This window comes from Kaistella gelatinilytica (genome assembly GCF_015679325.1).
Classification (GTDB): domain Bacteria; phylum Bacteroidota; class Bacteroidia; order Flavobacteriales; family Weeksellaceae; genus Kaistella; species Kaistella gelatinilytica.
Genome location: NZ_JADPVI010000002.1, coordinates 252,824 through 279,009, shown reverse-complemented (window position 1 = coordinate 279,009; position 26,186 = coordinate 252,824). Strand labels below are relative to the sequence as shown.

The 26,186-nt window shown below is 38.3% G+C and carries 12 protein-coding genes; all 12 read left to right on the top strand.

The window, feature by feature from the left end; translation table 11 throughout:
- Positions 1–406: 406 nt before the first annotated feature.
- Positions 407–5,611: an Ig-like domain-containing protein gene (locus tag IV494_RS08515; RefSeq protein WP_196079736.1), complete on the top strand. Its 5,205-nt coding sequence runs from the start codon at positions 407–409 to the stop codon at positions 5,609–5,611.
- Between the two features lie 714 nt (positions 5,612–6,325).
- Positions 6,326–15,034 (top strand): GEVED domain-containing protein, encoded by an 8,709-nt coding sequence (locus IV494_RS08510; RefSeq protein ID WP_196079735.1) that lies wholly within the window; start codon positions 6,326–6,328, stop codon positions 15,032–15,034.
- A 219-nt stretch (positions 15,035–15,253) separates the two neighbouring features.
- Positions 15,254–15,535 carry a hypothetical protein gene (locus IV494_RS08505; protein ID WP_196079734.1) on the top strand — a complete coding sequence of 94 codons (282 nt, stop codon included), beginning with the start codon at positions 15,254–15,256 and terminating at the stop codon, positions 15,533–15,535.
- 56 nt (positions 15,536–15,591) lie between these two features.
- Positions 15,592–16,200 (top strand): sugar transferase, encoded by a 609-nt coding sequence (locus IV494_RS08500; RefSeq protein WP_317193002.1) that lies wholly within the window; start codon positions 15,592–15,594, stop codon positions 16,198–16,200.
- A complete protein-coding gene (locus tag IV494_RS08495; RefSeq protein WP_196079732.1) occupies positions 16,197–16,814 on the top strand; it encodes an acetyltransferase in 618 nt (205 codons plus the stop codon). The genes IV494_RS08500 and IV494_RS08495 overlap by 4 nt, the downstream gene beginning before the upstream one ends.
- On the top strand, positions 16,804–17,940 hold the full coding sequence (locus IV494_RS08490) for a DegT/DnrJ/EryC1/StrS family aminotransferase (RefSeq protein ID WP_196079731.1): 1,137 nt from the start codon (positions 16,804–16,806) through the stop codon (positions 17,938–17,940). The genes IV494_RS08495 and IV494_RS08490 overlap by 11 nt, the downstream gene beginning before the upstream one ends.
- Before the next feature lie 112 nt (positions 17,941–18,052).
- A complete protein-coding gene (locus tag IV494_RS08485; RefSeq protein ID WP_196079730.1) occupies positions 18,053–19,990 on the top strand; it encodes a polysaccharide biosynthesis protein in 1,938 nt (645 codons plus the stop codon).
- Between the two features lie 132 nt (positions 19,991–20,122).
- Positions 20,123–20,818 (top strand): polysaccharide biosynthesis/export family protein, encoded by a 696-nt coding sequence (locus tag IV494_RS08480; protein ID WP_230380029.1) that lies wholly within the window; start codon positions 20,123–20,125, stop codon positions 20,816–20,818.
- Positions 20,819–20,836: 18 nt separating this feature from the next.
- Positions 20,837–23,194 (top strand): GumC family protein, encoded by a 2,358-nt coding sequence (locus IV494_RS08475; RefSeq protein WP_196079728.1) that lies wholly within the window; start codon positions 20,837–20,839, stop codon positions 23,192–23,194.
- An 8-nt stretch (positions 23,195–23,202) separates the two neighbouring features.
- The gene (locus IV494_RS08470; protein WP_196079727.1) at positions 23,203–24,390 is read left to right on the top strand and encodes a UDP-N-acetylglucosamine 4,6-dehydratase; all 1,188 of its coding nucleotides are present in this window, start codon (positions 23,203–23,205) and stop codon (positions 24,388–24,390) included.
- 4 nt (positions 24,391–24,394) lie between these two features.
- Positions 24,395–25,552 carry a LegC family aminotransferase gene (locus tag IV494_RS08465; RefSeq protein WP_196079726.1) on the top strand — a complete coding sequence of 386 codons (1,158 nt, stop codon included), beginning with the start codon at positions 24,395–24,397 and terminating at the stop codon, positions 25,550–25,552.
- Positions 25,545–26,186 (top strand): acetyltransferase, encoded by a 642-nt coding sequence (locus tag IV494_RS08460; RefSeq protein WP_196079725.1) that lies wholly within the window; start codon positions 25,545–25,547, stop codon positions 26,184–26,186. Before IV494_RS08465 ends, IV494_RS08460 begins: the two co-directional genes overlap by 8 nt.

Here is a 26,186-nt window from a genome sequence, read left to right as displayed (position 1 = left end):
TTGAGATTATGTCATTAAGTTTTTAAAAACAGGTCGTACATTTTATCGACTGAAATAAATTGCTTTTTTATAAGCATATAGATCAATACTTTATTTTTCTGTATAAATATTTACCTTAAAACATTTCAATTCAATAAAAAGATCACTATTTTGAATTAAAAAAGTATTGCAATACACATGAAATGCCTGGTTAAATAAAGTGTACCGTGAAGTGCCAAAAATTTTTTACACCTCTATTTTTAGGTTAATCTATTGATATACAGAAGTTAAATGCAAGGGCCTTTGTAGAATTCTTAAATCATAATAAATTATTTTTTCCTTTTAGTTCAACATAATGAAAAAAACACATATATTTAACACTTCTTAACACAATGATGGATATAAAAAATAAAAACACATTTTTTATATGCATATACCTTTACCGACTTTAAAATCGCAATTCGCGGCATCTTTCTCTTTTCTAGGAGATATTATTTTACCTACTCACAAAATTAAAATCAAAACGACGCTCTTAGTGGGATTGATAACGCTCTTTATCAGTTCTAATGTTTTTGCGCAGACAACCATTACTTTCACAACACCTGGTGCAGGAACGTGGACAGCACCTATTGGCGTGACCTCCGTCACTGTTGAGGTTTGGGGTGCAGGCGGTGGCGGACAGGGAGTGAAATCACCCGGACAGTCTGCGACAGGGGGAGGTGGTTCTGGAGGAGGATTTGTAAAATCAACAATTACAGTTGTACCTGGAACGATATACAATTTATTTATTGGAAGTGGGGGTGATGGCAGTGAAAGTACATTTAATAATGGGAGTTCGTCCTGGTTTATAAATAATTCCTCAATTCTTGCTATTGGTGGTAATGGCGCATCACTTTTTGCTTTTGCTACTAATGGTTTCGGTTCTGCTGCACCCACCGCAGGGAATATTGGTGGAACATCAATTACTACTTATGGCGGCAGTGGGGGAACATCAACCTCAACTACTTCTGATAGTGGTGGTGGAGGCTCAAGTGCTGGTAATAGCGGTGGAAATAATGCGGTTGCAAATGTCGGTGGGTCAGCTCCTGCAAATGGATATGTCGGCGCAAATGGAATCAATACTAATGGTGTACAAGGAAATCCGGGAGGTATTGGCGCTGGAGGATCAGGAGCCAAGAAAGGAACGGGAAGTGCATCGCCAAACGGCGGTTTGGGTGGTAGTGGCCAAATAAAAATCACGTATTGCCCCACTTATTCTGCCGGACCCAATCAGACGTTGGCAACATGTGCAACGACAGCAACGCTAGCAGCCGCGGCAGTCTCCTCACCTGCAACTGGTGCATGGACTGTAGTTTCGGGATCAGGTTCAGTTACAACTCCTACTTCTCCAACTTCGGGCGTTACTGGTATTGTACCAGGTACTCCGTTAGTTTTAAGATGGACAGTAACTAATGGTAGTTGTGGATCTTCCTCTAGCGATGTTACAATTACTTCACCAAGACCAATAATTACTAATCCGGCTACAGCTAGTACTTGTAGTGGAACAAGTACAAATATAACCCTTACATCAAGTGTTCCAAGTACCTACACTTGGACTATTGGTACGATAACGGGTACCATCACAGGTGCAAGTGCGGGAAGTGGTTCGGTAATTAATCAGGTTTTAACTAATCCAAGTACTAGTACTGCAGGATCTGTACAGTATTTAGTGACACCAACCGCTACTACAGGTTCTTGCGCCGGACCAGCTTTTACTATTACGGTAACTGTAAACCCGGCACCAGCGGCCACGACCGTTTCTGGTGGTGGCACTTTTTGCGGAAGTACTACAATAACCGCCTCGGGTGGAACTGATGGCATCATTTATTTTCAAGGCACTACATCGGGAGGAACATCAGTTGCAACACCGTCATCCTCTCAAACTGTAGCTGCATCTGGAACCTATTATTTTCGAGCTCGATCTGCTGGAGGATGTTGGGGAATTGAGGGAAGTGTGGTTGTAACAATATCTTCCAGTTTGAATGCAGTTGCAGGAAATCCAATTCCAGCAAATACCTCTTCAAATGTATGTTACACCGGTACAACATCGACTACAAGTATATCATGGAGTGCAGCGGCAGGCGCAACTTCATATGATGTCTATTTCGGAGCCGGAACTTTGCCGGGAAGTATCACTTCTAACGTTGCAACGACGAACTATACTACTGGAACTTTACTTTCTAATACCACCTATTATTGGAAAGTTGTACCTCGTAACGGTTGTGGGATCACTACCGGAACTCCTTTAATCTGGTCCTTCAAAACGGCTGCAGTTGCTTGTCCATCAATCTATTGCAAACCGACAACTGACACTCCTGAAAATACTTATATTACAGATGTCCGTTTTTTAGGCACACTCAATGATGTACAAAATAACAATAGTGGTTTTAGTGGAGGGTATCAAGATTTTACAGGTTTGCCTAACAAGACCATACAGGCAGCAGGCGAAGGAATTAATGTTTTTGTGCAAAGCAATGGCGTAGATTCTATCTTCAAAGCCTGGGTAGACTGGAACAAAAATGGGTTATTTAATAATACGGGTCCAGTAACTTCAACCAGTGAACTGGTTTATACATCAAGTGGAACGAGAGCTATTTCTACCACTTTTGGAATTGTAATCCCAGCGGGCACTGCACCGGGAGATTATACCATAAGAATCAGAAATTTTCGGTTCGCGGATGCAGGGCAGCCCACAGGTTATAATGGAAATGACACCTACGACTCCTGCCAGAATTTTACCGGGATCCAATATGGTGAAGCAGAAGATTATACCATTACCGTTGTCGCTAATTGTGCAGCCAACTTACAGACGGTGAGCAATGCCATCTTTTGTGGTCCCGGCGCACTTACTCTTTCAGGTAAAGGAACTGCAGGTACAACCAATCTCCGATGGTATGATGCCGTAACCGGCGGAAATCTTTTAGCACAAACTGCGGTAGATGGATCGTTGAACGCTTCCTATACTACCCCTGCTATAAGCGCAACAACAACTTACTATGTTACTGCATTTAACGGTACGTGTGAATCTATTTTTAGAAGACCTGTGGTGGCCAGAATCAGACCCATCCCAAATATTTCTTTTGATCTTCCACCCGGCAATGCCAACTTTTGTGGAGACGATAATACTTTAAAGCTAACTTCCGCTGCAGAGCAGGAGGAAATCATCCTTATAGAAGAAAATTTCGATTCCGGCTTAGGCGTTTTTGGGGTTTCAACAGGGCCGGGTGATAATTCTACAGTTGGACAAACGCAGTGGCAAAATCAAGGCAGCATCTTTACTCCACTGGGATCTATCTGGAAACCAGCCGTCAGTTCAGGTTTTGGTGGTAATAAATTTGCCTTTGCAACTTCAGATTACAATACAAGAACGATACACACCATATTGACGAGCACAGGGAGTTATGACACGACAGGTTTTACGACGTTAAAATTGAATTTCTCTGCGTTTTACTCTTTTTACGGTGATACCTCGACTCTTGCAGGAGGTACGGTCGAGAGTCTTTTTGTTGAAGTTTCAACCAATGGAGGGACTATCTGGACTCCTGTAAAAACATATGATTACAGTTTGGGGATCGGAACGCTGTTTTCTCAACAAAGTATTGATTTAGCAGCATATAGAAATATCCCAAATCTTCAGATCAGGTTCCGATATATAGCGTATTGGGGAGACGGGGTTGCGCTCGATAATATCAAACTATACGGAGACAAACCTTTAAATACTTCTTTTGTGTGGACGGCTCCTAATATTGGGATTTACCAATCAAACTGTACTACGCCTTACGTTAATGGGACACCAACTTCCTCAGTCTGTCTCAAACCAACTGATATTCAACTTCAAACCATCGCATCGTGGAATATTTCTGCTTTGGCAACCCTAAGTAATGGCTGTACAAGTACCGGAGTAATTGCCGTACAGAATAACAATAAAGTATGGGATACTGCTTCCACGGATTGGGCTGTGACCAATTGGCAACCTGTTGGTGACGTTCCTGATATTACGAAGTGCGTCCTCATCAAACAACCAGTCAATATTAGGTCGGGTTTAAAGGGTTTGGCTAAAGTGGTTAAAATAGAATCGCCTTCAGGTAAACTAACCATTAATGGGAATGGCTCTCTGACCATTCAAAACGGATTGGTCAACAATGCTGGAGTTGATAATGTTGTCATTGAATCTGATGGGAATCTTAAACAGGTTACAGACAATCCTATCCCAGCCAATTCAGGTTCGGTAACGGCAAGAAGAAACATCAAGTTCCGCAGCGTTTCGACCAGAGATGAATACAATTATTTAATTTCACCAGTGGTGGGGCAGAGCTTGAAAACGCTTTATCCCGGCGTCCCTACGACCGCCACTTATCCTTATATTCTCTATCACAACGAGACCAATAATTTCTTCTACAATTCTTCCGGCGCTTATATTGCGGGGAGAGGTCTTGCGGTGAAAGAACCCAGTGTTGCCCACGTTGCTGCCGATAATAAGGATGCTGAATTTAAAGGTCCACTTGGGAATGGCGTGGTGACTTTCCCTCTCGCGTATACGAATAATACACACGGTTATAATCTGGTGGGGAATCCTTATGCGTCTAATATCGATCTGCAGGCGTTGTACACGTTGAATGGCTCGTCAAAAATATCCTCTACCTTCTATTTTTGGGACAATGGTGCCAATAATGTTTATGTTCAAGAAGGAAACAACTATGCCGGTCGTGCTTATGCCGTTTATAATGCCGTTTTGAATACAGGAAATGCGGCTGGATTTATATTGCCGACGTCACAAGTTATTGGTTCGAAAGTTCCCAATAATATTGCGAAAGTAGCCCAGGGATTCATGGTAAAAACACCATCTGCGGGTCAAACATTAACTTTTAATAATTCGGTCCGCGTTGTTGATAATACGGGTGTAAAATTCTTTAGCAAAGATGCTGCTCCCGAAGTCAACAGGTACTGGCTGCGACTGATCTCTCCAACGAATGCCGTTAATACCATTGCGCTCGTTTATTTGAATGAAGGTTCTACCAGTTTCGGGATGGATGATTCTGAACTTAATGTTTCAAGTTCCGATATGTTCTACAGTTTAGCAGAAGACCACCAGTTGCAGATCGAGGGCAGACCCGATTTCGTTCAGACCGATAAAATAATTTTGGGAAGCCAACATTTTGCTACTGGTAATTACACCATCGCTCTGGCTGAAAATGAGGGTATATTCGCCAATGGTCAAATTATTTACTTGAAAGACAAGCAGACTGGTATTATGACCAACCTCAGTGCGGGAAGTTATACTTTCGCTGCAAATGCAGGACCGAGTACCGGAAGATTCGAAATTGTTTACTTGCCGGAAACCGTGCTTGCGACCGATTCAAATGTTAGAGAAACGCTCGTTGTTTATAAAGACGGTACCGATTTCGTGGTGCGCAATGCGGGACAGAATATTACTGCTGTTGAAGTTTTCGACGCGAGTGGAAGACTGATGCTGAAGAGAAGCGGTTCTCAAAAAGAATGGCGTTTCTCAGCGCAACAATTCATCGAAGGTGTTTTTGTTGTAAAAGCGACTTTAAGATCTGGAGAAGTTTTAAGCCGAAAAATCCGGAAATAATCTTCAGTCATCTAAATTATAACAAAAGGCGTCTTTTTCGAAAGACGTCTTTTGTTATGGAATGGTAGTCGAATCTTCTGCGATCCTGCAATTCCTTATGGAGCAAATGCTTTGTTTAAAATTTGACTATCAGTTTGGGAACATAAATTTTGTTTCTATGCTTAAACCTTATTTAAAAAAAAAAGATCAGTCGAAAAGTTTCTCCGCCAATGTTGACTCCCGAAACTAAAATTCCCTTGAGATAACTGCTGGTAGTTTTCACCTCTGATAAGTTAAATGCTGCATAGAACTTTTCCCGGGCACATAGAGATAAATGTTTGCTTTCTTGTTCGTTCAAAAAATAAATTTTCATGTAAAATGGATAAGATTTTTTGAGAGGAATGTTTTTGCGGAATCAATTTATTTTTAAAGTTTTGACATTTCTATGGGTACAAAACGATGCAAAAATTTAAAAAAATAAAAGGGTATGCGCCGATATTTAGTGCTATGAACGATATTCAGGGAAAAAGTTGAAGTAATTAGCATCAATGCAAAACTTTACCGATTAATTTATCGTAAGTGAAATAAGGCTCCTTTATGGAAAACCCAATGATATAAAGGTTTCCTTTTAAGAAAACCATTATTTTAAGGAAATACATAAAATAAAACCGATTATGTGTTGTAAATGTTGAAAAAAGATTAATTTTGCCCTCTCTTTTTTACACAAATATTTATATGAAAAAATCTTTACAGTCTTTGAAAGTATTGCTAGCGGTACTTTTTGTGGTTTTGGGTGCGAGTGCGAGTGCGCAATCAAACGCAATTTATGAAAGTTATGTAATTTTGAGCATTAACGGCGGTTTAAACGCTTATTACGATATGGGTGTTGCAACTCCAAATCCTGATTTCCAAGGAGCAACACTAGGTCAATTCACTCTGGGGCAATCATTAGTTTTAAAGGGAGGACAAAACAAAACCGTAAAGTGCAATAGTGGCGACACCACTGGTGGAAATTTATATTACAGAGTTTACCTAACATCTGCTACACCTTCCGGAACATTTACTTCTTTACCAATGAATTTTCTGTCAGATGATCCAGGTGCAGGACCTGGTTGTCAAAATCAATCTTGGCAAGGAACAGGAGGCACTGCTAATTTACTAACTGGTTTAGCTGCCGGTAATTATACTGTTGAAGTTTATTCTGATGCTCCTGGTTCACCTGGAACTGCTTTTGCGAGCAATGGCGGTGCAAACTACAAAGCAACATTTACAGTAAATCCTATAACGGTTACCTCAACAACTGGTACAAGTTCACCAATTGCCTCTTACGGTACTGTTGCTGCAGCTGTTACTGCTATTAATACAGCGGGCATTCATACAGGAACTGTAGTTTGTTCTGTACCTGCAGGATATACAGAAACTGCACCTGCGGGAGGTTATGCAATTACAGCATCAGGTTCTGCTGGAAATACAATAACTTTTGTAAAAAATGGGGCAGGAGCAAATCCAACATTTACAGCTTTTACACCGCAAGCAAGTGGTTCAATAGTAGATGCAGTTTTTAAAATTGTTGGTGGTGATTATATTACAATTGATGGTTTTACTTTACAAGAGAATGCATCTAATACAACTACAACTGTAGGCTCAAATAATATGACTGAATTTGGGGTAGCTCTTTTATATGCTACTTCTACAAATGGAGCACAATTTAATACAATTCAAAACTGTACTATTTCTTTAAATAAAACATATACAAATACGTTTGGTATTTACAGTAATACAACTCACACTGCAACTAGCGGAACAGTTACAGCTGAGGCAACATCTTCTGCAGGAGCTAATAGTAATAATAAAGTTTACTCTAATAACATAAGTAATACTAATTACGGAATATTCTTTACTGGTTCTGGAACTATCGCTGCATCAATAGATATTGGAAATGACATTGGAGGTAATGTTGCTGTTACTGCAAATACAATTTCTAATTTAGGAGGGTTAATTGCTGCTAGTGGATACTCAAAACTGTCTGCAACTAGTTATGCTGCAATCACAATGAACCAACAAATTAATGATAATGTATCCTATAATTCTATTAATACCGGTTTAGTTTCATCACCTGTAACTGTATATGGAATTTTGAAATTTTATGGTGTTTTAGCTCCAACAACTGGAACTATAACTTCCACAATAAATAATAACACAGTTACTATTGCTGATGCACCAACCACAGCAACTACTGGTGGTATAGTTGCAATAAGTAGTCAAGGTTTAACTCCTTTGTTATCTACAGCTACTATTTCTATTAATAACAACACAGTTCAAAATAGTGTTTTAAGTGGAAGTACTGCTACAACTACTACTTTTGCTTGTATATCTAATTCATCATTACCGGGTACTTTAAATATTGTAGGTAATAATATATTAAATAATTCTTATACAGCTACCTCTGCAACAACAGGACAATTTCAAGGAATTATAAATAGCGGTGCAGCTGGAACTATTAATTTGAATTCAAATATTATAAGAGGTTCAATAATTAATACCAATACAACTGCTACAGGACCATTTTTTGGAATTGTAAATTCTGGAGCTGTTGTTACAGCAATTAACATGAACTCTAATCAAATGGGAAACGCAAGTGGCAACGCTTTAACCTTTTCGTTAGCGGCAACTAATAGTGTTTTAGCAATTAATAATCAAGGAGGTGCTTCTACCGCAGTTTTAACAATTACTGGAAATGATGTAAGAGGAATAACTCATTCAGTTGCTGGTTCTTCATCACACACCTACATTCTTAATTCCTCAGCTACATTTTCTCAAAATATTAGTTCCAATACTTTTACAAATCTAAATGTAAATACTAGTGGGAATGTAACTTTTATCGCAAATGATGTTGCATTAAGTGCAACGGGAACTTGTACTGTAAGTAACAACTCAATTGTTACTGCTTTTAATAAAGGTGGAGCTGGAGGAACCGTCACAGGTTATTTAACAACAACAGCGCCTAGTTCAGCTGTTGGTGCTGTTAAAAACGAACAAAATAATAACTTTTCAAATGGTACTGTTACTGGTACGACAATAGTAAATCTTTGGACAGATTTAGAAGGAGCTCCGGGTCCTTCGAAAAATATTACAGGAAATACATTTAGCAGTTGGTCTTTGGGTTCAGGTGTTTTCACTGGTATTCAAACTAATTATTCTGGGAATGGTAGTAATGTTTCTAATAATTTAATTAGCAACGTAACAGGATCCGGTGCGATGACGGGAGTGTTAATAGGTACGAGCAATGGTGGTGCTGCACAGACCATTTCTGGGAACACCATTTCATCTTTGGTTTCATCTGGTGGTTTAGTTCTGGGAATTACAAGTGGAACTTCCTCTGTCACAGCTTTAAATGTAAGTGGCAATAATATTAATGGTTTATCTTCAACAATAACCGGTGCAACAAGAGGTCTTAACTTTACCGCCGGTGCAACTCTAAATATATTTAAAAATAAAATTTATAATATTTCCGGGAGTAATGCAGGAAGTATTATTAGCGGTATTGGCATCTCCTCTGCGACCACCGCGAACGTTTACAATAATATTATCGGAGATTTACGCTCGACAGCTGGGACACAGACTGCTCCTGCAGAATCAGTGATAGGTTTGAATTTTGCTCAAACCTTAGGAACAATAAACGCGCATTACAATACGGTCTATTTGAATGCGTCCAGTTCAGGTGCAAATTTTAGTACATCCGCATTATATACCAATACTGGTGCAACTTTAATTTCAAGAAATAACAATTTAGTAAATCTTTCTACATCTTCAGGAACTGGAAAAACAGTAGCATACAGAAGATCCAGTAGTACTTTAACCTCTTATTCGACTACTTCAAATAACAATAACTTATTTGCAGCGAATTTATATTTTGATGGAACAACTCCACAAACTACGTTAGCAGGTTATAAAACTGTAATGTCCACAAGAGATCAAGAGGCAGTTTCGGAAAGCCCTACTTTTGTTAGTACATTAGGATCTGATCCCACTTATTTGCATATTAATACCACAACGCCAACTTCATTAGAAAGTGGTGGTATTCCTGTTGCGGGAGTGACGGACGATTTTGATGGTGATGTTCGAAATACTTCTACACCAGATATCGGTGCCGACGAATTTACGGGTGTTCCATTAACTCCTGTAATCACTTTATCTACGAATGATATACCCGCAGGAAATATAGTTGCCGGGACAAATTCTGCACCAATATATAGTTTTGCGATTGGCGTAACAACTAATAGCGCAAAACTTACAGGTTTAACGGCTACAACTACAGGAACATACCTATCTGCCGATGTTACGAACTTAAAAGTTTATTATCAAACATCTGCAATATTTAATTCAGCAACAGCAACTTTATTGTCGACCTTAACAACTCCGGGCGTAGCTGGTTCTAAAACATTTTCATCATTTACGGCGCAGTCTATTGCCGCAGGAAGTACGGGTTATATTTTTATTACAGCAGATATTCCTTGTGGAGCAATCGCTACAAATACGATTGCGGTTAATGCAATTACTGCAACAAATACCACCTTCGCTTCTGGCACTGCAACTGGAACACCAGCAGCGGGTAACTTGCAAACTATTACCGTCGCAAGTCCAAATAATGTAACCTTACCTGCAGCCAGTGTTGCAAATGCTTCCTCAGTGATTACTTGGACTAACCCAACCGGTTGTTACAATGAAATAATGATTGTGGCAGCTACAGCATCAAATACTGGAACACCAACAGGAGATGGCACTGCTTACACCGCGAATTTAGCCTATGCAAGTGGGACCGGACTAGGAAATGGTTTTGTAGTTTATAAAGGAAGTACTTCTCCACAGACAGTTACTGCGTTAACTAATGGGACCGGATATTATTATAAAATATTTACCAGAAATGGAACTGTATGGAGTGCAGGTGCAGAAGTATCTGCTACTCCGTCATTATATTGTATTCCTGTTTCTGCAACTTCAACATATTACATTAACAATTTTGCAACTACAGGAGGAATCAGTAATATAACAAATTCGAGTTCTGGATATTCTGGAACAGGGTACGGAAATTTTACTTCGCAATCTGTTAGTCAGAATGCCGGCTCACCAATTAATTTTACCGCATCTTTTGGGGCATCTGGTACCTATACATTTGGTTTTGCCATCTGGGTTGATTTTGATGATAATGGTGTTTTTACTGGTGCTGAACGATTATACGTTTCTCCAGGTTATTCTTCCAGTTATTCAAATAGTTTTGTTGTACCGATCGGAGCACCAGTTGGAAATCATAGAATGCGAATTTTAGCTGATTACAATAATTCTGTACCAAGTAATCCATGTGTTTTTAACTCAAATAATGGCGAGGCAGAAGATTATATTTTAAATGTAATAGCTACAATAGTTCCGACAATCACTTCATTAGGGTCAACGTCAGGTTGTGTAGGTAGTTCAATCACGATCAATGGTACTGGTTTATCTGGAGCAACCGCGGCGAATGTAAAAATTGGCGGTACAGCGGTAACTTCTATAACCTCAAATTCGGGGACCGTTCTAGTAGCGGTCATTGGAAACGGAACTACTGGAACTGTAAGCGTTACAACTGCGGGAGGAACTGCAACTTCTGCTGCAACTTTTACGGTGAACCCAGCGCCAACAGTTTCTTGGGCAGTTAAGACAGCAGATGTATGTCAGGATGCATTAGCAACCACGACTACTTTGCCATACACCGCAACTACAGATTCACCAATATCATACAGTATTGCTTGGAATGCATCACCTGCGAATTCTTTTGTGGCAGTTAATGATCAAGCAAATACGTTTAATTTTGGTGCGGGAAGTATTACCATTAATGTTCCTGCTGGAACCGCAGCAGGTACGTATACGGGTACGATTACTGCAAAAAATGCAAACGGATGCGTAACTCTGGGAACGCAAACCTTTACGCTTAAAGTTAATCCAAAACCAACATCAACAGCATCGAATACAGGACCATATTGCGTTGGAAGTACAATTCAATTAACAAGTGGCTCATCAGGGAATAGTAATTACGCATGGACTGGTCCAAATGGATATTCCTTATCCGGAGCAGGCGGTGTTGGTGTAAATGAAAATTTTGATGGCTCAATACCAGGTTGGACTTATACCGCAGATCCATTTACATCAACTTCCTCTTCATGCTCTGGAAATTACAGTTTGTTATTTACTGGTCTTGGGCAATATGGCATATCCCCAATGTTAACAAACCCACAAATTTTGAGCTGTAGCTATAGAACGAGTACTAATACAAATGCTTGGTCTGTCAATATACAAATAAGTGATGTTACTGCTACTTCTCAGACTTCTGGACCTTGGATTACAGTAGGTATGATTAGTGCGCCAACAGGAAATATTACTAATTGTACACCAATAACTCCAATTAATTTAAGTGCTTATCCAGGTACTCGTTATGTAAGATTTATTGATACAAGAGGTACAGGTACTGCTCAAAGAGGTATAGACGATGTAGTGATTTCGGTATCTTCTGCACAAAATCCAACTATTCCAAATGCTACAACTTCAATGGGTGGAACCTATACCTTAACAGTAACTAGTTCTGATGGTTGTACAGCGACTGCAACGACAGTTGTTGCAATTGATACTCCGACCGTCGCAGGAACCGCCTCAAGTGATCAGGAACTTTGTTCCGGATCTACTCCAACTGCATTAACATTAGCAGGCAAAACAGGAGCGGTTGTAAAATGGCAAAGTGCGACCGACAGTGGCTTTACATTGGGGGTAACAGATATCGCAAATACAACCACCACTTTGACGTTAGGGGCAGCAACTACTACCACTTATTATAGAGCGGTGGTGCAAAATGGATCATGTTTAGTTTTAAATTCGAATGTTATTGAAATAAAAGTAAATCCTTTACCTTCAGCAATTACTTCAATCACCGAAACCACTTTATCGGAAGGTGCAGCTACTGCATGTGATCAGGATTATGTAAAATTAGAGGCCAATGGAGGAGTATTGTTTACGCCTTCGACTTTACTTTCCGAAGATTTTACTTCAGTAACTACAATTCCTGCAGGATGGGCTACGCAATTAGCCGATCCCAAAACGACTTGGAGTGGTAATAGTAGTGTACTAGCAGGAGGAACAGCGAACGAGATGAGACTAAATGCATTAAGTTCTGCAGCGGCTGATAACGGAATTTACGGCTTAAGTTCTACAGTCATTAATGCAACAGGAAAATATAATATATCATTGTCATTTAAAAGTTATCTCAGTACATATAGTTTTGCTGCCTATCCCTTTGCCATTAAAATTCAGAGTTCTTTTGATGGATCTACTTGGACAGACCGTTGGGTATATACTCCGATAGCAAACGGCGTTTTACCTGCACAAACAATCAATGTTGATTTAAGCAGTGCTTTAGATGATCAACCTGCGGTTTATTTACGATTTGCTTTAGTAGGTAAACCATTTGGATTGAACAATTGGTATGTTGATGACGTGGTTGTGACGGGTAAGCTAAAAAACAGTCAGGTTATATGGTCTCCAATTACTGGACTTTTCAACGACGCTTTACTTTCTGTTGTCTACACAGGAGATATTAGAAGTATCGTTTATGCTGCCTCAAACAATCCTCAAGTGTATACTGCAACAGCAGGTTCCGTTTCGGGTTGTCAGCGTACAGCAAACAGCACAGCAGTATCACTCACTAAAAAAGTATTCACCGGTTTAGCTCCCCTTCCTGCAGATCAAGTTCTTTGGAATGTACCTGAAAACTGGACGAACAAGCAGATCCCTACCATTACAAAATGTGTGATCATACCGTCTGGTAAAAATGTGCTCGTGAATATACCGGATGCAGTCACGAAAAATGTGACAGTAGATGCAGGTGGAAAACTCACCATCAATGCAGCGCAGACTTTAACCGTAAAAGAAACTTTTACCAACAATGCCGCAGTGGGCGATGTCATGATTGAAAGCGATGGTAATCTGATTCAGGTTGATAACGGAACGAATGTTAAACCGATTTCCGCAAGGAGAGTTATCACCATCAAAGACAATACGCAGTATAATTATTTGATATCTCCTTTAATTGGGACCAATCTTAAGACTGCTATTTATGAAAGTGTAACGACACCAAATGCACCGCTTACCCTTTATCATAATGAAGCCAACAATAAATTTTATAGTTCATCTGGTGCTTATATTTTAGGAAGAGGTTTAGCTGTGAAAGAACCTGGATCTGGTACTATTGTAAATGCTTTATTTACCGGAGTTCCAATGAACGGATCATTTGCTTATCCTTTGGCTAATTCCAATGTAGGAGCAGCTACTGATTTAGGTTATAATTTAACTGGTAATCCATATCCATCTAATATTGATTTAATTCAGTTGTATAATTTACCCGCTGTGCCGTCACCAAATCCGACTGATAAAAATTCGAACAATATCAATGCAACTTTTTATTTCTGGGACAATTCTGCAAATGCCTCCGGTACTGCACAGCAGGGAAGTACCTACAATGGTTCATCCTACGCTATTTATAATGTGACTGCCGGAAATGCAGGTACTGGATTACCTGCCGGAACTTTATCTGGGACAACGCTGCAAGACAAAACTCCAACGAATGTCGTTAAAGTTGGGCAAGCTTTCATGGTGAAATCTGCAGAACAAGTCTACAAAAAACTTTACTTTGATAATACCATCAGAGTGGGAGATGGAGGAAAAGGGTTCTTCGGAAATCCGACAAAACAAGGAACGCCGTTAGTGGATGATCGCTACCGTTTGAAATTTGCTGCACCTTCCAACATTACCACCGAATTAGCAGTTGTTTATTTTGATGCAGGTACTAATGATTTCGCAAAAGATGATTCTCAGATGAACGGTTCACCGTCCGATATCCTTTACACGATTATTGGTGATCAAAAAGCAGTCATCAACGGAAGATCAACTTTTGTCAATACAGATGTAATTCCATTAGGATCAAACCACTTTTCTACAGGAAATTATACCATAAGTCTGGGCACGAAAGAAGGCATCTTCGATAATGGCCAGAACATTTACCTGAAAGACAAGCAAACCGGGATCATGACGAATCTGAGTGCAGGAAGTTACACGTTTGCCGCGAACGCAGGTGAATCTACCGGAAGATTTGACATTGTATATCAACCTGAAACGGTTCTGGCAACAGAAGGCACCGTAAAAGAAAACCTGATCGTGTACCGTGATGGAAGTGATTTCGTAGTGAAAGCAAAAAGTAAAAAAATCACCAGTTTAGAAGTATTTGACACGGCGGGAAGATTGATCCTCACTTTGAATCCAAACAGCATCAAAGCCGTAATTCCTGCGGAGAAAATAGTGAATGGGGTTTATGTGCTGAAGATCAACCAGAACGGACAGATCACCTCTAAGAAAATTATCAGATAAAAAATTGATCGATCAACCACAATAAAGCCAAATACTGGTTTTGGCTTTTGTTGATGGTGTAGAAATTTTGTAGGTTTGCATCAGTATTTATTTACAATAAATGATATGCTTTGAATATTCAATAAGGCAGAAGCGTTGAACTTATAAATAATTATAAAATAAAGTTTAAAAAAACAGAAGGTTTTCACCTCTAATTAATATATTTGCGCAAATAAGGTAATGAAAAATATACTATATCTCTTCTTCATTTTAATCGGTGTCTTCAGTTATGCACAGCATGGACCTAATCCTTTTGCAGAAAAAGAGTCTGATAATGCGTTTAACCGGACAAACGCTACAAAAGATAATGAGACGCAGGCTAATGACGGGACAGCTTTTGATCCCGGTGGCGGAAATCCCGGGGATCCACTCCCTATCGACAATTATATTCCGTTGCTGGCGGTCACCGCGGTAGGAATTATTTTATATTCAACACGAACGAAGAAAAAATTGCTATCCTAATTGATCATCTAAAATTTTTGCTACAAGCACCTTATTTTATTAAATAGCAGTAAATGATTTACTCCAAGTATTTGAAGCCTTCGATCGACTTTTCGATTGCCGGGGTTTCTCTTCTCCTTATCAGTCCTCTATTCCTCCTGATCACTGCTTTACTGGTGGTCAATAATAAAGGAACAGCCTTTTTTATTCAGAAAAGACCGGGGAAAAATGGCAAGATTTTTCATATCATCAAATTTAAAACGATGACTGATCAAAAATGTAAAGACGGTATACTGCTCGATGATTATCATCGCTTAACCTTCATCGGAAAAGCCGTACGAAAAACTTCATTGGATGAAATTCCGCAACTGATCAATGTTTTAAAAGGGGAGATGAGTCTGGTTGGTCCGAGACCTTTGTTACCGGAATATCTTCAGTACTATAATGAAGAACAAAGCAAAAGACATATCGTAAAACCCGGAATCACCGGCTGGGCACAGGTGAATGGCAGAAATGCGCTCTCCTGGGAAGAGAAGTTTAAATTTGATGTTGAATATGTGCAGACTTGCTCTCCGCGGCTTGATGCGAAAATATTATTAATAACGATACAGAAAGTAGTTCACCGACATGGCGTGAATGCGAATAACTACATGACGATGGAAGCGTTTAAAGGTTCACAAGCATGATCTTATATGGTGCCCGAGGTCAGGCGAAAGTCATTTATGATCTCATTCTTTCTAACAATCACCTTTTGGAATATTTGGTAGATGATAATCCACCGGATCATTTTCCACACAATCTGGCTGTTTACAGGCCGACTCCGGAATTATTAAAAGATAAAAGTCTTATCATAGCTATCGGTGATAATTTTTTGCGGGAGAAAATTTATCACGAGATCAAGCATTTATGTGAATTTGAAACCATGCGGCATTACAGCGCTTACGTTTCCCGTTTTACAGAAGTTGGTGAAGGAACAGTGATTATGCCTCAAGTCTGCATTAATGCAGAAGTAAAAATTGGCAGACACTGCATCATCAATACCGCCGCAATCATTGAACACGAATGTATTATTGAAGATTTTGTGCACATTTCACCGACTGCAGCTTTGGCAGGTAATATTTTGGTTAAGAAAGGCGCACAGATCGGGTTGGGAGCTAATCTCATTCAGGGAATTACGATTGGAGAAAATGCAATCATCGGCGCAGGCTGTGTAGTGTTAAAGGATGTGCCCGCAAACGCAGTTGTCGTAGGAAATCCCGGCAGAATTATTAAAATGAATGGCGTAGAAAATGAACAATAAAATATGGCTTTCTTCTCCCCACATGGGAGGTACAGAAATGAAATATATTCAGGATGCTTTTGACGAAAACTGGATAGCCCCTTTAGGACCCAATGTTAACGGCCTCGAAAAAGATCTGGAAACTTATCTGGGAAAAGAAGTGCATGTGGCTGCTTTGAGTTCAGGGACCGCTGCGCTGCATCTTGCCTTAATTCTTCTGGATATCAAACCCGGCGATTTTGTGATCTGTCAAAGTCTTACTTTTTCAGCCTCCGCCAATCCTATTATTTATGTAGGTGCAGTCCCTGTTTTTGTTGACAGTGAGAAAGAGACCTGGAATCTTTGTCCAAACGCTGTAGAAGACGCTATCAAATTTGGAATATCTAAAGGTAAAAAACCCAAAGCGATCATCACCGTAAGTCTTTACGGAATGCCTCATAAAGTGGAGGAAATCGCAGAGATCGCTGCACGCTACGAAATCCCCATCATCGAAGACAGTGCCGAAGCCCTGGGAAGCACTTATAAAAATCAAAAATGCGGAACTTTTGGCGACCTTTCTGTCATCAGTTTCAATGGAAATAAAATTATTACTACTTCTGGTGGTGGTGCTTTGGTGGTAAAGAATCAGGAATTTAAAAATAAAGCTGTTTTTCTCTCCACGCAGGCAAAAGATGATGCTCCGCATTACGAACATACCAATATCGGTTACAATTACCGCATGAGTAACATCTGCGCCGGAATTGGAAGAGGTCAAATGGAAGTGCTCGAATTAAGGGTGCAGCAGCGAAGACAAAATCACCTTTTTTACAAGGAACTCTTTAAACACGATCCGCGGTTTATTTTGCATACAGAACCTGATTCAGATTATTTTTCTAATCACTGGCTCAATCTCATTTATGTAGAACCCGGCAAAGATTATGACCGTGAAACGCTCAGGCAAAAATTCCTGACCCACAATATAGAAACCAGACCGATCTGGAAACCGATGCATTTGCAGCCGATTTTTAAGGGGTCTCATTACTTTGGCGGAGATCTGGCAGAGAGACTTTTTCAAAACGGATTATGTCTTCCATCGGGTTCCAATATGACCGAAAACGATTTTCAGAGAATCACCTCTACCTATGAGGAACTCGAGTATTTAGATTAAAAGCACGCTATTACGCTGTTTTTTTTTGTAAATTTGCAAACTATTGAAAATACAAAAATGCAATGCAGAAAGTTGGTTTCAACTATAACAGTCCATTAATATTTACATTACAATGAGTTATCGCAGAAGCTTGAACAGCGTAATCTATGGTGGTGATAATATGGTAAATCTTTCTGATGTAAGATATCTGCCAAGGTGGATCATTCTAATGATTGATATTTTACTCATTTTTTGTGCTACGTTTTTTTCCTGTTATATCATTGAAAAATTAAACTATAACACAAAGGTTTTTTATAATAATGTACACATGTATACGCTGGTTATGGCCATAAACGTTGCGTTCATGTACATTTTCAGAACCTACGCGGGAATTATCCGTCACTCTACTTTTATCGATTTATTTAAATTATTATTGGCGACTTTTTGCAGCACGTTAACCGTTGCGGTGATCAGTTACAGTTATTTTTTAGTTTCGGGTTTCAAGCTGATCAGTGCGCACGTACCTTTCTTAACGATTTTCTTTGCGTCTTCCTTCATGATCCTTTTCATGTTCCGACTCTTTGTAAAGGAGTTTTTTCATATTATAAGAGAATTTAGAAGAAGCACGCTGAAAAAAAGAATTTACGTCTTAGGAATTGATGAAACCTCTATTGCGGTAGCAAGAGCGGTTCTTGATAATCCCAATTTACCGTATGAGATTGTTGGTTTTTTAACCCAAAGAAATGATTCGCGCAGAGCGCAACTTTTGGGGAAGCCAATATTCAGTAAAGAAAAGATTGAAAAAAACACAAAAGAAAATTTGGCTTTAGACGGCGTTTTGATTATCAAAGAGATGATGTCTAAAGAAGAAATGAATTCCTGGGTGAATCTTTTTCTGGAAAAAGACCTTCAGATCTTCAAATCTCCTTCTGTACAGAAGCTTCGGGACAGTGATTTGGTAGGATCTATTAAAAATCTACAGATCGAGGATCTGCTCAATCGTAAGCCTATTAAAATAGAGAGCGTAGAAGTGAGCAGCAGACATCACGGCAAATCAATTTTGATCACTGGAGGAGCGGGCTCTATCGGTAGCGAAATTGTGCGACAGGTTTCCCAGTTTAACCCTGAATTAATCGTGATTTTGGATCAGGCTGAAACGCCACTTTATGAGATTGAAAATGAAATGCGCGATAAATATCCGCATATCCATTTTAAGTTTGTTCTTGGTGATATTTCTAACCGCCACAGAATTGAACCACTGTTTCAGAAATACCAGTTTTCAATGGTTTATCATGCTGCTGCGTATAAACATGTTCCTTTGATTGAAGAAAATCCACATGAGGCAGTTTTAGTGAACATTCTCGGAAGCAAAAATCTAGCAATTTTAGCCAGTAAATATAAAGTGAACCGGTTTGTCATGATCTCCACGGACAAAGCCGTGAAACCGACCAATGTGATGGGTGCTTCTAAGAGAACGGCAGAACTGTATGTGCAGTCTCTTCAGAATTGCGAAAACAATGTGACCAAATTTATCACCACAAGATTTGGGAATGTACTCGGTTCAAACGGTTCTGTCATCCCCCATTTCAAAAAACAGATTGAAAATGGTGGTCCGGTGACCATTACGCACCCCGATATTGTCAGATATTTCATGACCATCCCGGAAGCCTGCGAACTTGTACTGCATGCGGGAACCATGGGAAATGGTGGGGAAATTTTCGTTTTCGATATGGGTGAACCGGTAAAAATTCTGGATCTGGCAAAAAGAATGATCAAGCTCTCAGGATTTGATCCTAATACCGAAATTAAAATAGTTTATACCGGTCTTCGTCCAGGGGAAAAACTCTACGAAGAACTATTGAGTGATGACGCTAAAACGCTACCCACTCATAACGAAAAAATAATGATCTCTAAAGACGCCAATATGGAATTTGCAGATATTGACAAATATACCAATCATATTATCAAAGCTGCTTTGAGGGGAGAGAAAATAGAAGTGGTTCAAATGCTGAAAAACATTGTCCCGGAATTCAAAAGCAACAATTCAATTTACGAAATTTTGGATAAGTAATATAGAATTGTATATTTGCAAAATTCCATTCAAAAATTACCTATGAGTAAAAAGATATTCCCATTTATTATCTGCGCTTTATTAACTTTAGAGTCTTGCAAAACCAAGAACACGACGAGTGAAATTAATTATATGCAGAACGTAGAGCAAATTGCTGCTAATGTAGCATTAAATCAGCCATCTACAATTCAGAAAGGTGATAAACTCGGAATTTTTGTTACCGCGAAGGACATGGAAGTGGTTCGTCCTTTTAATCAAAATTATTATAATAATGAGCTTTCTACTACAGCATCTGCTGCGAACACTCAGAAGGAATACTTGGTAGATTCACAAGGCAATATTACCTTTCCTGTAATAGGTGATGTTAGTACGACCGGTAAAACAGTAGAGCAATTGAAAGAGTTTTTGTATACTAAAATTGCTAATTATGTAAAAAACCCTACTGTTAATGTTACACTTGCTAATTTTAAAGTAACCATTTTAGGTGAGGTAAACAAACCTGGACAATATTCTATTCCGGAATCAAATACAAGTTTACTTAGCGCAATAGGACTTGCGGAAGATCTTACCGTATATGGTAAGAGAGAGGATGTTTTAATGGTACGTAATGAAAATGGAGTTATTACAAAAGCGCGTATCAATCTCTTGGATTCAGATTTCTTTAATTCTCCTTACTTTATGTTGAAACAAGGTGACGTGATTTATGTATCTTCCAATAGTACAAAAGAAAAAATTGCCCGGCAAGATCCAAATACAGGTATTTATATAGCAATTGCCGGTACTCTCGTAGGACTTGCGGGAATCTTCATCACTATTTTTAAAAAATAACTTTTCAGAATTTAATACATGAGCCAATTCTCAAGTTCAGAAGTGGAAACTTCCAAAGATGTAAGTCTAAACGATGTAATTAAGCCTTATTTGCAAAGATGGTTATGGTTTGCAATATCACTTTTACTATTCATATTACTCGCTTTTTTTTATATAAAAAAAACTACTGCAGTTTATAATACTAAATCAACTATTTTAATTAAAGATGCAAAGAAGTCTGGTGGTGAGTTTGCTGTATTGTCAGATCTCTCTGGGCTTAACTCTATGGGTACGAACAGTATAGAGAACGAAGTTGAGGTTTTGAAATCAAAAAAAATGATGCGCGAAGTAGTTACAAAACTGGGATTACAAACCAGCCTTTCTGCAAAAGATGGCTTAAAGCAAAAAGAATTATACAAGGAAACGGCACCGTTACTTATTCAACTTGTAAATGAGAAAAATTTTGATGATCCTGTAGTACCAGTTGAAGTAGAAATAAATGATGATAAAATTAAACTTACTTCAGCAAATTTAACATCTCCTATAACTACTACTTTTAACAAAACCATCAACTTACCATTTGCAAATATTATTATACAAAAAAACCCTAAATATATTCCTGCAAAAAAGGGTCGATTGGAAGATTTGACTTTTGGTTACAGTTCTACAGAAGCAACAGTGAGCAGCTTCCAAAAGATGACAAATATTAAGCTGGTTAACAAAGATGCAACGGTTATTGAACTATCAATGAATTATCCAAATAGGGTAAAAGCTAAAGATGTCATTAATAAACTTGTACAAGTGTACAATGCTGATGCGATTAATGATAAAAATTCAGAATCAATGAAAACGAAAAATTTCATTGATGACAGAATTTCTATTATTGCAAATGAATTAGGAGAAGTTGAAGGACAAAAAGAACGTTTTAAGGTTGCTAATAAAATCACAGATCTTGCTGCGGAAGCTTCTATAAGCCTCAACAATTCAGCAGGTGCAAGGGCTCAACTTTTGGAAATAGAAACACAACTACAACTTTCAAATGATCTCGCATCCTACCTTTCAAAACAGGGAACAAATCAAACCTTGCCTTCCAACATTGGATTAAGTAATCAAACAGCAGGATCGAATATAATAACTTATAATCAACTTGTTTTAGAGCGAAATAGACTTTTAGAAAATGCTACAAGTCAAAATCCAATTGTAGAAGATTTGACGAAACAGATTAATATTTTGAGAAGATCAATTTCCGACGGACTTGTGAAAAGCAGAGATGCGCTCTTATTAACGAGAAATCAAATACAGGATCAACAAAATGTAGTTAATTCAAAAATCACAAAAATTCCAACGCAAGAAAAATTGTTTAGGAGTATTGAGCGGCAGCAACAAATTAAAGAAAGTCTATATCTTTTACTGCTCCAAAAAAGGGAGGAAACCGCAATTGCTTTGGCAGTTACGGCTCCAAAAGCAAAAATTGTAGATTACGCTTTTAGTTCTGATAGTGCCGTATCTCCAAAAAAATTGATGACCTTGCTTGTCGCAATCTTTTTCGGTTTAGCCTTCCCTTTCGCATATATTTATATTAAAGAATTGCTCAATAATCGAATTAGGTCTAAAAAAGATATTGAGAAACTCTCTCATATTTCGATTATGGGTGAGTTGCCGAAAATAGGAAGAGGAGAAGCGGAATTGGTTGGTAAAAATGATATTTCTTCGATGTCAGAGGCATTTAGGATATTAATTACCAACATGAATTATATGTTGCCTAAAAAAGATACCAGTAAAGTGATCTTTGTAACTTCAACAATCAAAGGGGAGGGTAAAACTTTTACTTCTGTTAATTTAGCGCTCACTTTAGCAAATGCCTCTAGAAAAGTAATCGTAATTGGCTCTGATATTAGGAACCCACAGTTACAGCGTTATGATCCTAGTAAAAAAAGATCAATAGGACTTTCAGAATATTTGTATGACGAAAGTATGCAGTTAGAAGATATCATACATTTGTCATTTTTTAATGATCACTGTGACGTGATTTACTCAGGAAGTATCCCTCCCAATCCAACAGATTTGCTTTCTAATGGTAGATATGAGAAATTAATCGAGCAGCTAAAGTTAGAGTATGATTATATTATTTTAGATACCGCACCATTGATGTTGGTAACAGATACTTTTCTTATCTCCCAGATGGCAGATGCTACATTATACGTTGTGCGATCTGAATTTACAGAAAAAACATTGATTGATTTTGCAAACAAACAAGTTGACGCAAAGAAAATTAACAATGTCGGATTCGTTTTGAATGATGTCAGTAAAAATAATTTTGGATATGGTAACAAATACGGGTATGGTTATGCAGCTGAAGAAAAAAGTTTTTTTCAAAAATTAAAAGAAAGATTTTAACTTATAGTATGGATATTCTTAGTCTAATTGGAAGAACAAATGGTTTATTTGATGAAGATATCCTTACGCATGAAAAGGAACTTCAGGAAATTATTTCCACCTCTTCTTTCCTCGTGATTGGTGGTGCCGGTTCCATCGGTATGGCAGTTACTAAGGAGATCTTCAAACGTAACCCGACCAAACTTCATGTGGTGGATATCAGCGAGAATAATTTGGTGGAACTGGTGAGAGATCTCAGAAGTTCTTCTGGATATATTGACGGTGATTTCAGAACTTTCGCTTTAGACATAGGTTCTGAGCTTTATGATGCCTTTATTAAAAGCGATGGGAATTACGACTATGTTCTTAATTTATCTGCTTTAAAACATGTCCGTTCAGAAAAAGATCCCTTCACGCTCATGAGAATGATTGATGTGAATATCTTTAATACTGATAAAACCTTAGGGCAATCCATCGAAAAAGGAACGAAAAAATACTTTTGTGTTTCCACAGATAAAGCGGCGAATCCCGTTAATATGATGGGAGCTTCCAAACGAATCATGGAAATGTTCCTGATGAGAAAAAGTTTAGAAATTACAATCTCAACCGCTCGATTTGCGAACGTAGCGTTTTCTGACGGATCTTTGCTTCATGGATTTAATCAAAGAATACAGAAAAGACAGCCAATTGTGGCACCAAATGATATTAAAAGATATTTTGTAACTCCAGAAGAATCTGGTCAACTTTGTTTAATGTCAACGCTTTTTGGAGAAAACAGAGATGTTTTTTTTCCAAAATTAAGTAAACATTTACACTTGATCACTTTTGCAGAGATTGCAGAAAAGTATCTGGAACAAATTGGATATGAAGCCTATATTTGCGAATCAGAAGAGCAAGCCAGAGAAATGGTAGAGGAATTGGCAACAGATAAAAAGTGGCCTTGTCTTTTTACCAAAAGCGATACTACGGGAGAAAAAGACTTTGAGGAATTTTTTACAGACACCGAAATTCTGGACATGGATCGGTTTCAAAATTTAGGAATTATTAAAAATGACCTAAATATCGAAACCGATAAGATTATTTCCTTCGAGTCCACAATTGCAGAAATGCGTCATCACAGAACATGGAAAAAGGAAGATGTGGTCGATTTATTTAACAAAATGATCCCAAATTTCAACCATAAAGAAACAGGTAAATATCTAGACTCTAAAATGTAAAATAATGGATAGCATTGACAAAACAATTTCATTCATCCAGGATACTTTTCATACGAAAGACTTTATTCCTCTTCATGCACCTTATTTCGGAGGGAATGAAAAAAAATACTTAAATGAAACAATTGATTCTACTTTTGTTTCTTCAGTCGGCGCATTTGTAAATAAATTTGAAAAAGATTTTGCCAAATATACAGGCTCCAAGTTTGCAGTTGCCTGCGTTAATGGAACCAATTCACTTCATATCGCCTTAATTCTTGCCGGAGTAAAATCTGAGGACGAAGTTTTATCTCAATCCTTAACTTTTATTGCTACAGCGAACGCAATAAGTTACATTGGTGCTCAATCCGTTTTTATTGATGTTGATCGGGATACAATGGGGATGTCTCCAAAAGCATTGCAGTCATTTCTTGAAAAATTTGGGCAAAAAAGAGAAGACGGTTTCACCTACAACAGCACGACCGGGAAAAAAATCGCAGCCTGCGTTCCGATGCATACTTTTGGATTTCCACTCAGAATTGAAGAATTGGCAGAAATTTGTAAAAATTGGAATATTTTTTTAGTTGAAGATGCCGCCGAATCTTTAGGAAGTTACTATAAAAGCAAACATACCGGAACGTTCGGCAGAATAGGAGTTTTTAGTTTCAATGGAAATAAAACCATTACTTGCGGTGGTGGTGGAGCTTTGATAACTGATGATGAAGAACTTGCAAAAAGAGCAAAACATCTAACCACACAAGCGAAAATTCCTCATGCCTGGAAATTTAGTCATGATGAAATTGGATATAATTATAGAATGCCCAATTTAAATGCAGCTTTAGCATGTGCACAGTTGGAACAGCTGGATCAGATTTTAGCAAATAAGAGAGAACTTGCAGAAAAATATAAGTCATTTTTTTCTGAAACGGATTACCATTTCGTGACAGAACTTGCAGATACAAAAGCAAACTATTGGTTGAACGCCTTAATGTTACCAAGCAACGAAGAACGCGACGAATTTTTGAGAAGAACCAATGAAGGTGGAGTCATGACGAGACCAATCTGGGACTTGATGTCAAGTTTACCAATGTTTGAGAATTTTCAAAATGACGGTCTGGAAAATAGTAAATGGCTAGAAGAACGAGTAGTTAATATTCCAAGTAGTTTTAGACCTTCTAATGAATAAAATTAGAAAAAATATCATACTAATTGGTGGTGGCGGTCACTGCATCTCTTGCATTGATGTTTTGGAATCTACAGGCAATTATAATATCAAAGGAATACTGGATCTTCCCTCAGAACTGGGAAAAAAAGTTTTGGATTACGAAGTGATTGGAAGTGATGATGACTACGAGAAATTTTCTAAAATGGGATATTGTTTCTTGATAACGACTGGACAAATAAAGTCTGCAGATCTCCGAAAAAGGATATTCGACCAATTAAATGCGATTAATGCCGAAATTGAAACAGTAATTGCTTCTACCGCAAAAGTTTCTAGATATGCGATCATTTCTAAAGGAACAATTATTATGCATTACAGTTTTGTCAACGCAAACGTTCGAATCGGAGAAAATTGTATTATTAATACCGCCTCAGTTTTAGAACATGATGTTGTGGTAAGCGACCACTGTCATATCTCAACGAAATCGATTATTAACGGCGACTGTGTTATGGGTTCTGAAACCTTTATTGGAAGCAATTCCTGCATTTCGAATGGTGTGCAAATTTGCGATCATGTTTTGATAGGAGCAGGAAGTTTGGTTTTACATGATATAAAACACTCCGGAACCTATTTTGGAAATCCATTGGTAAAAAAGTAA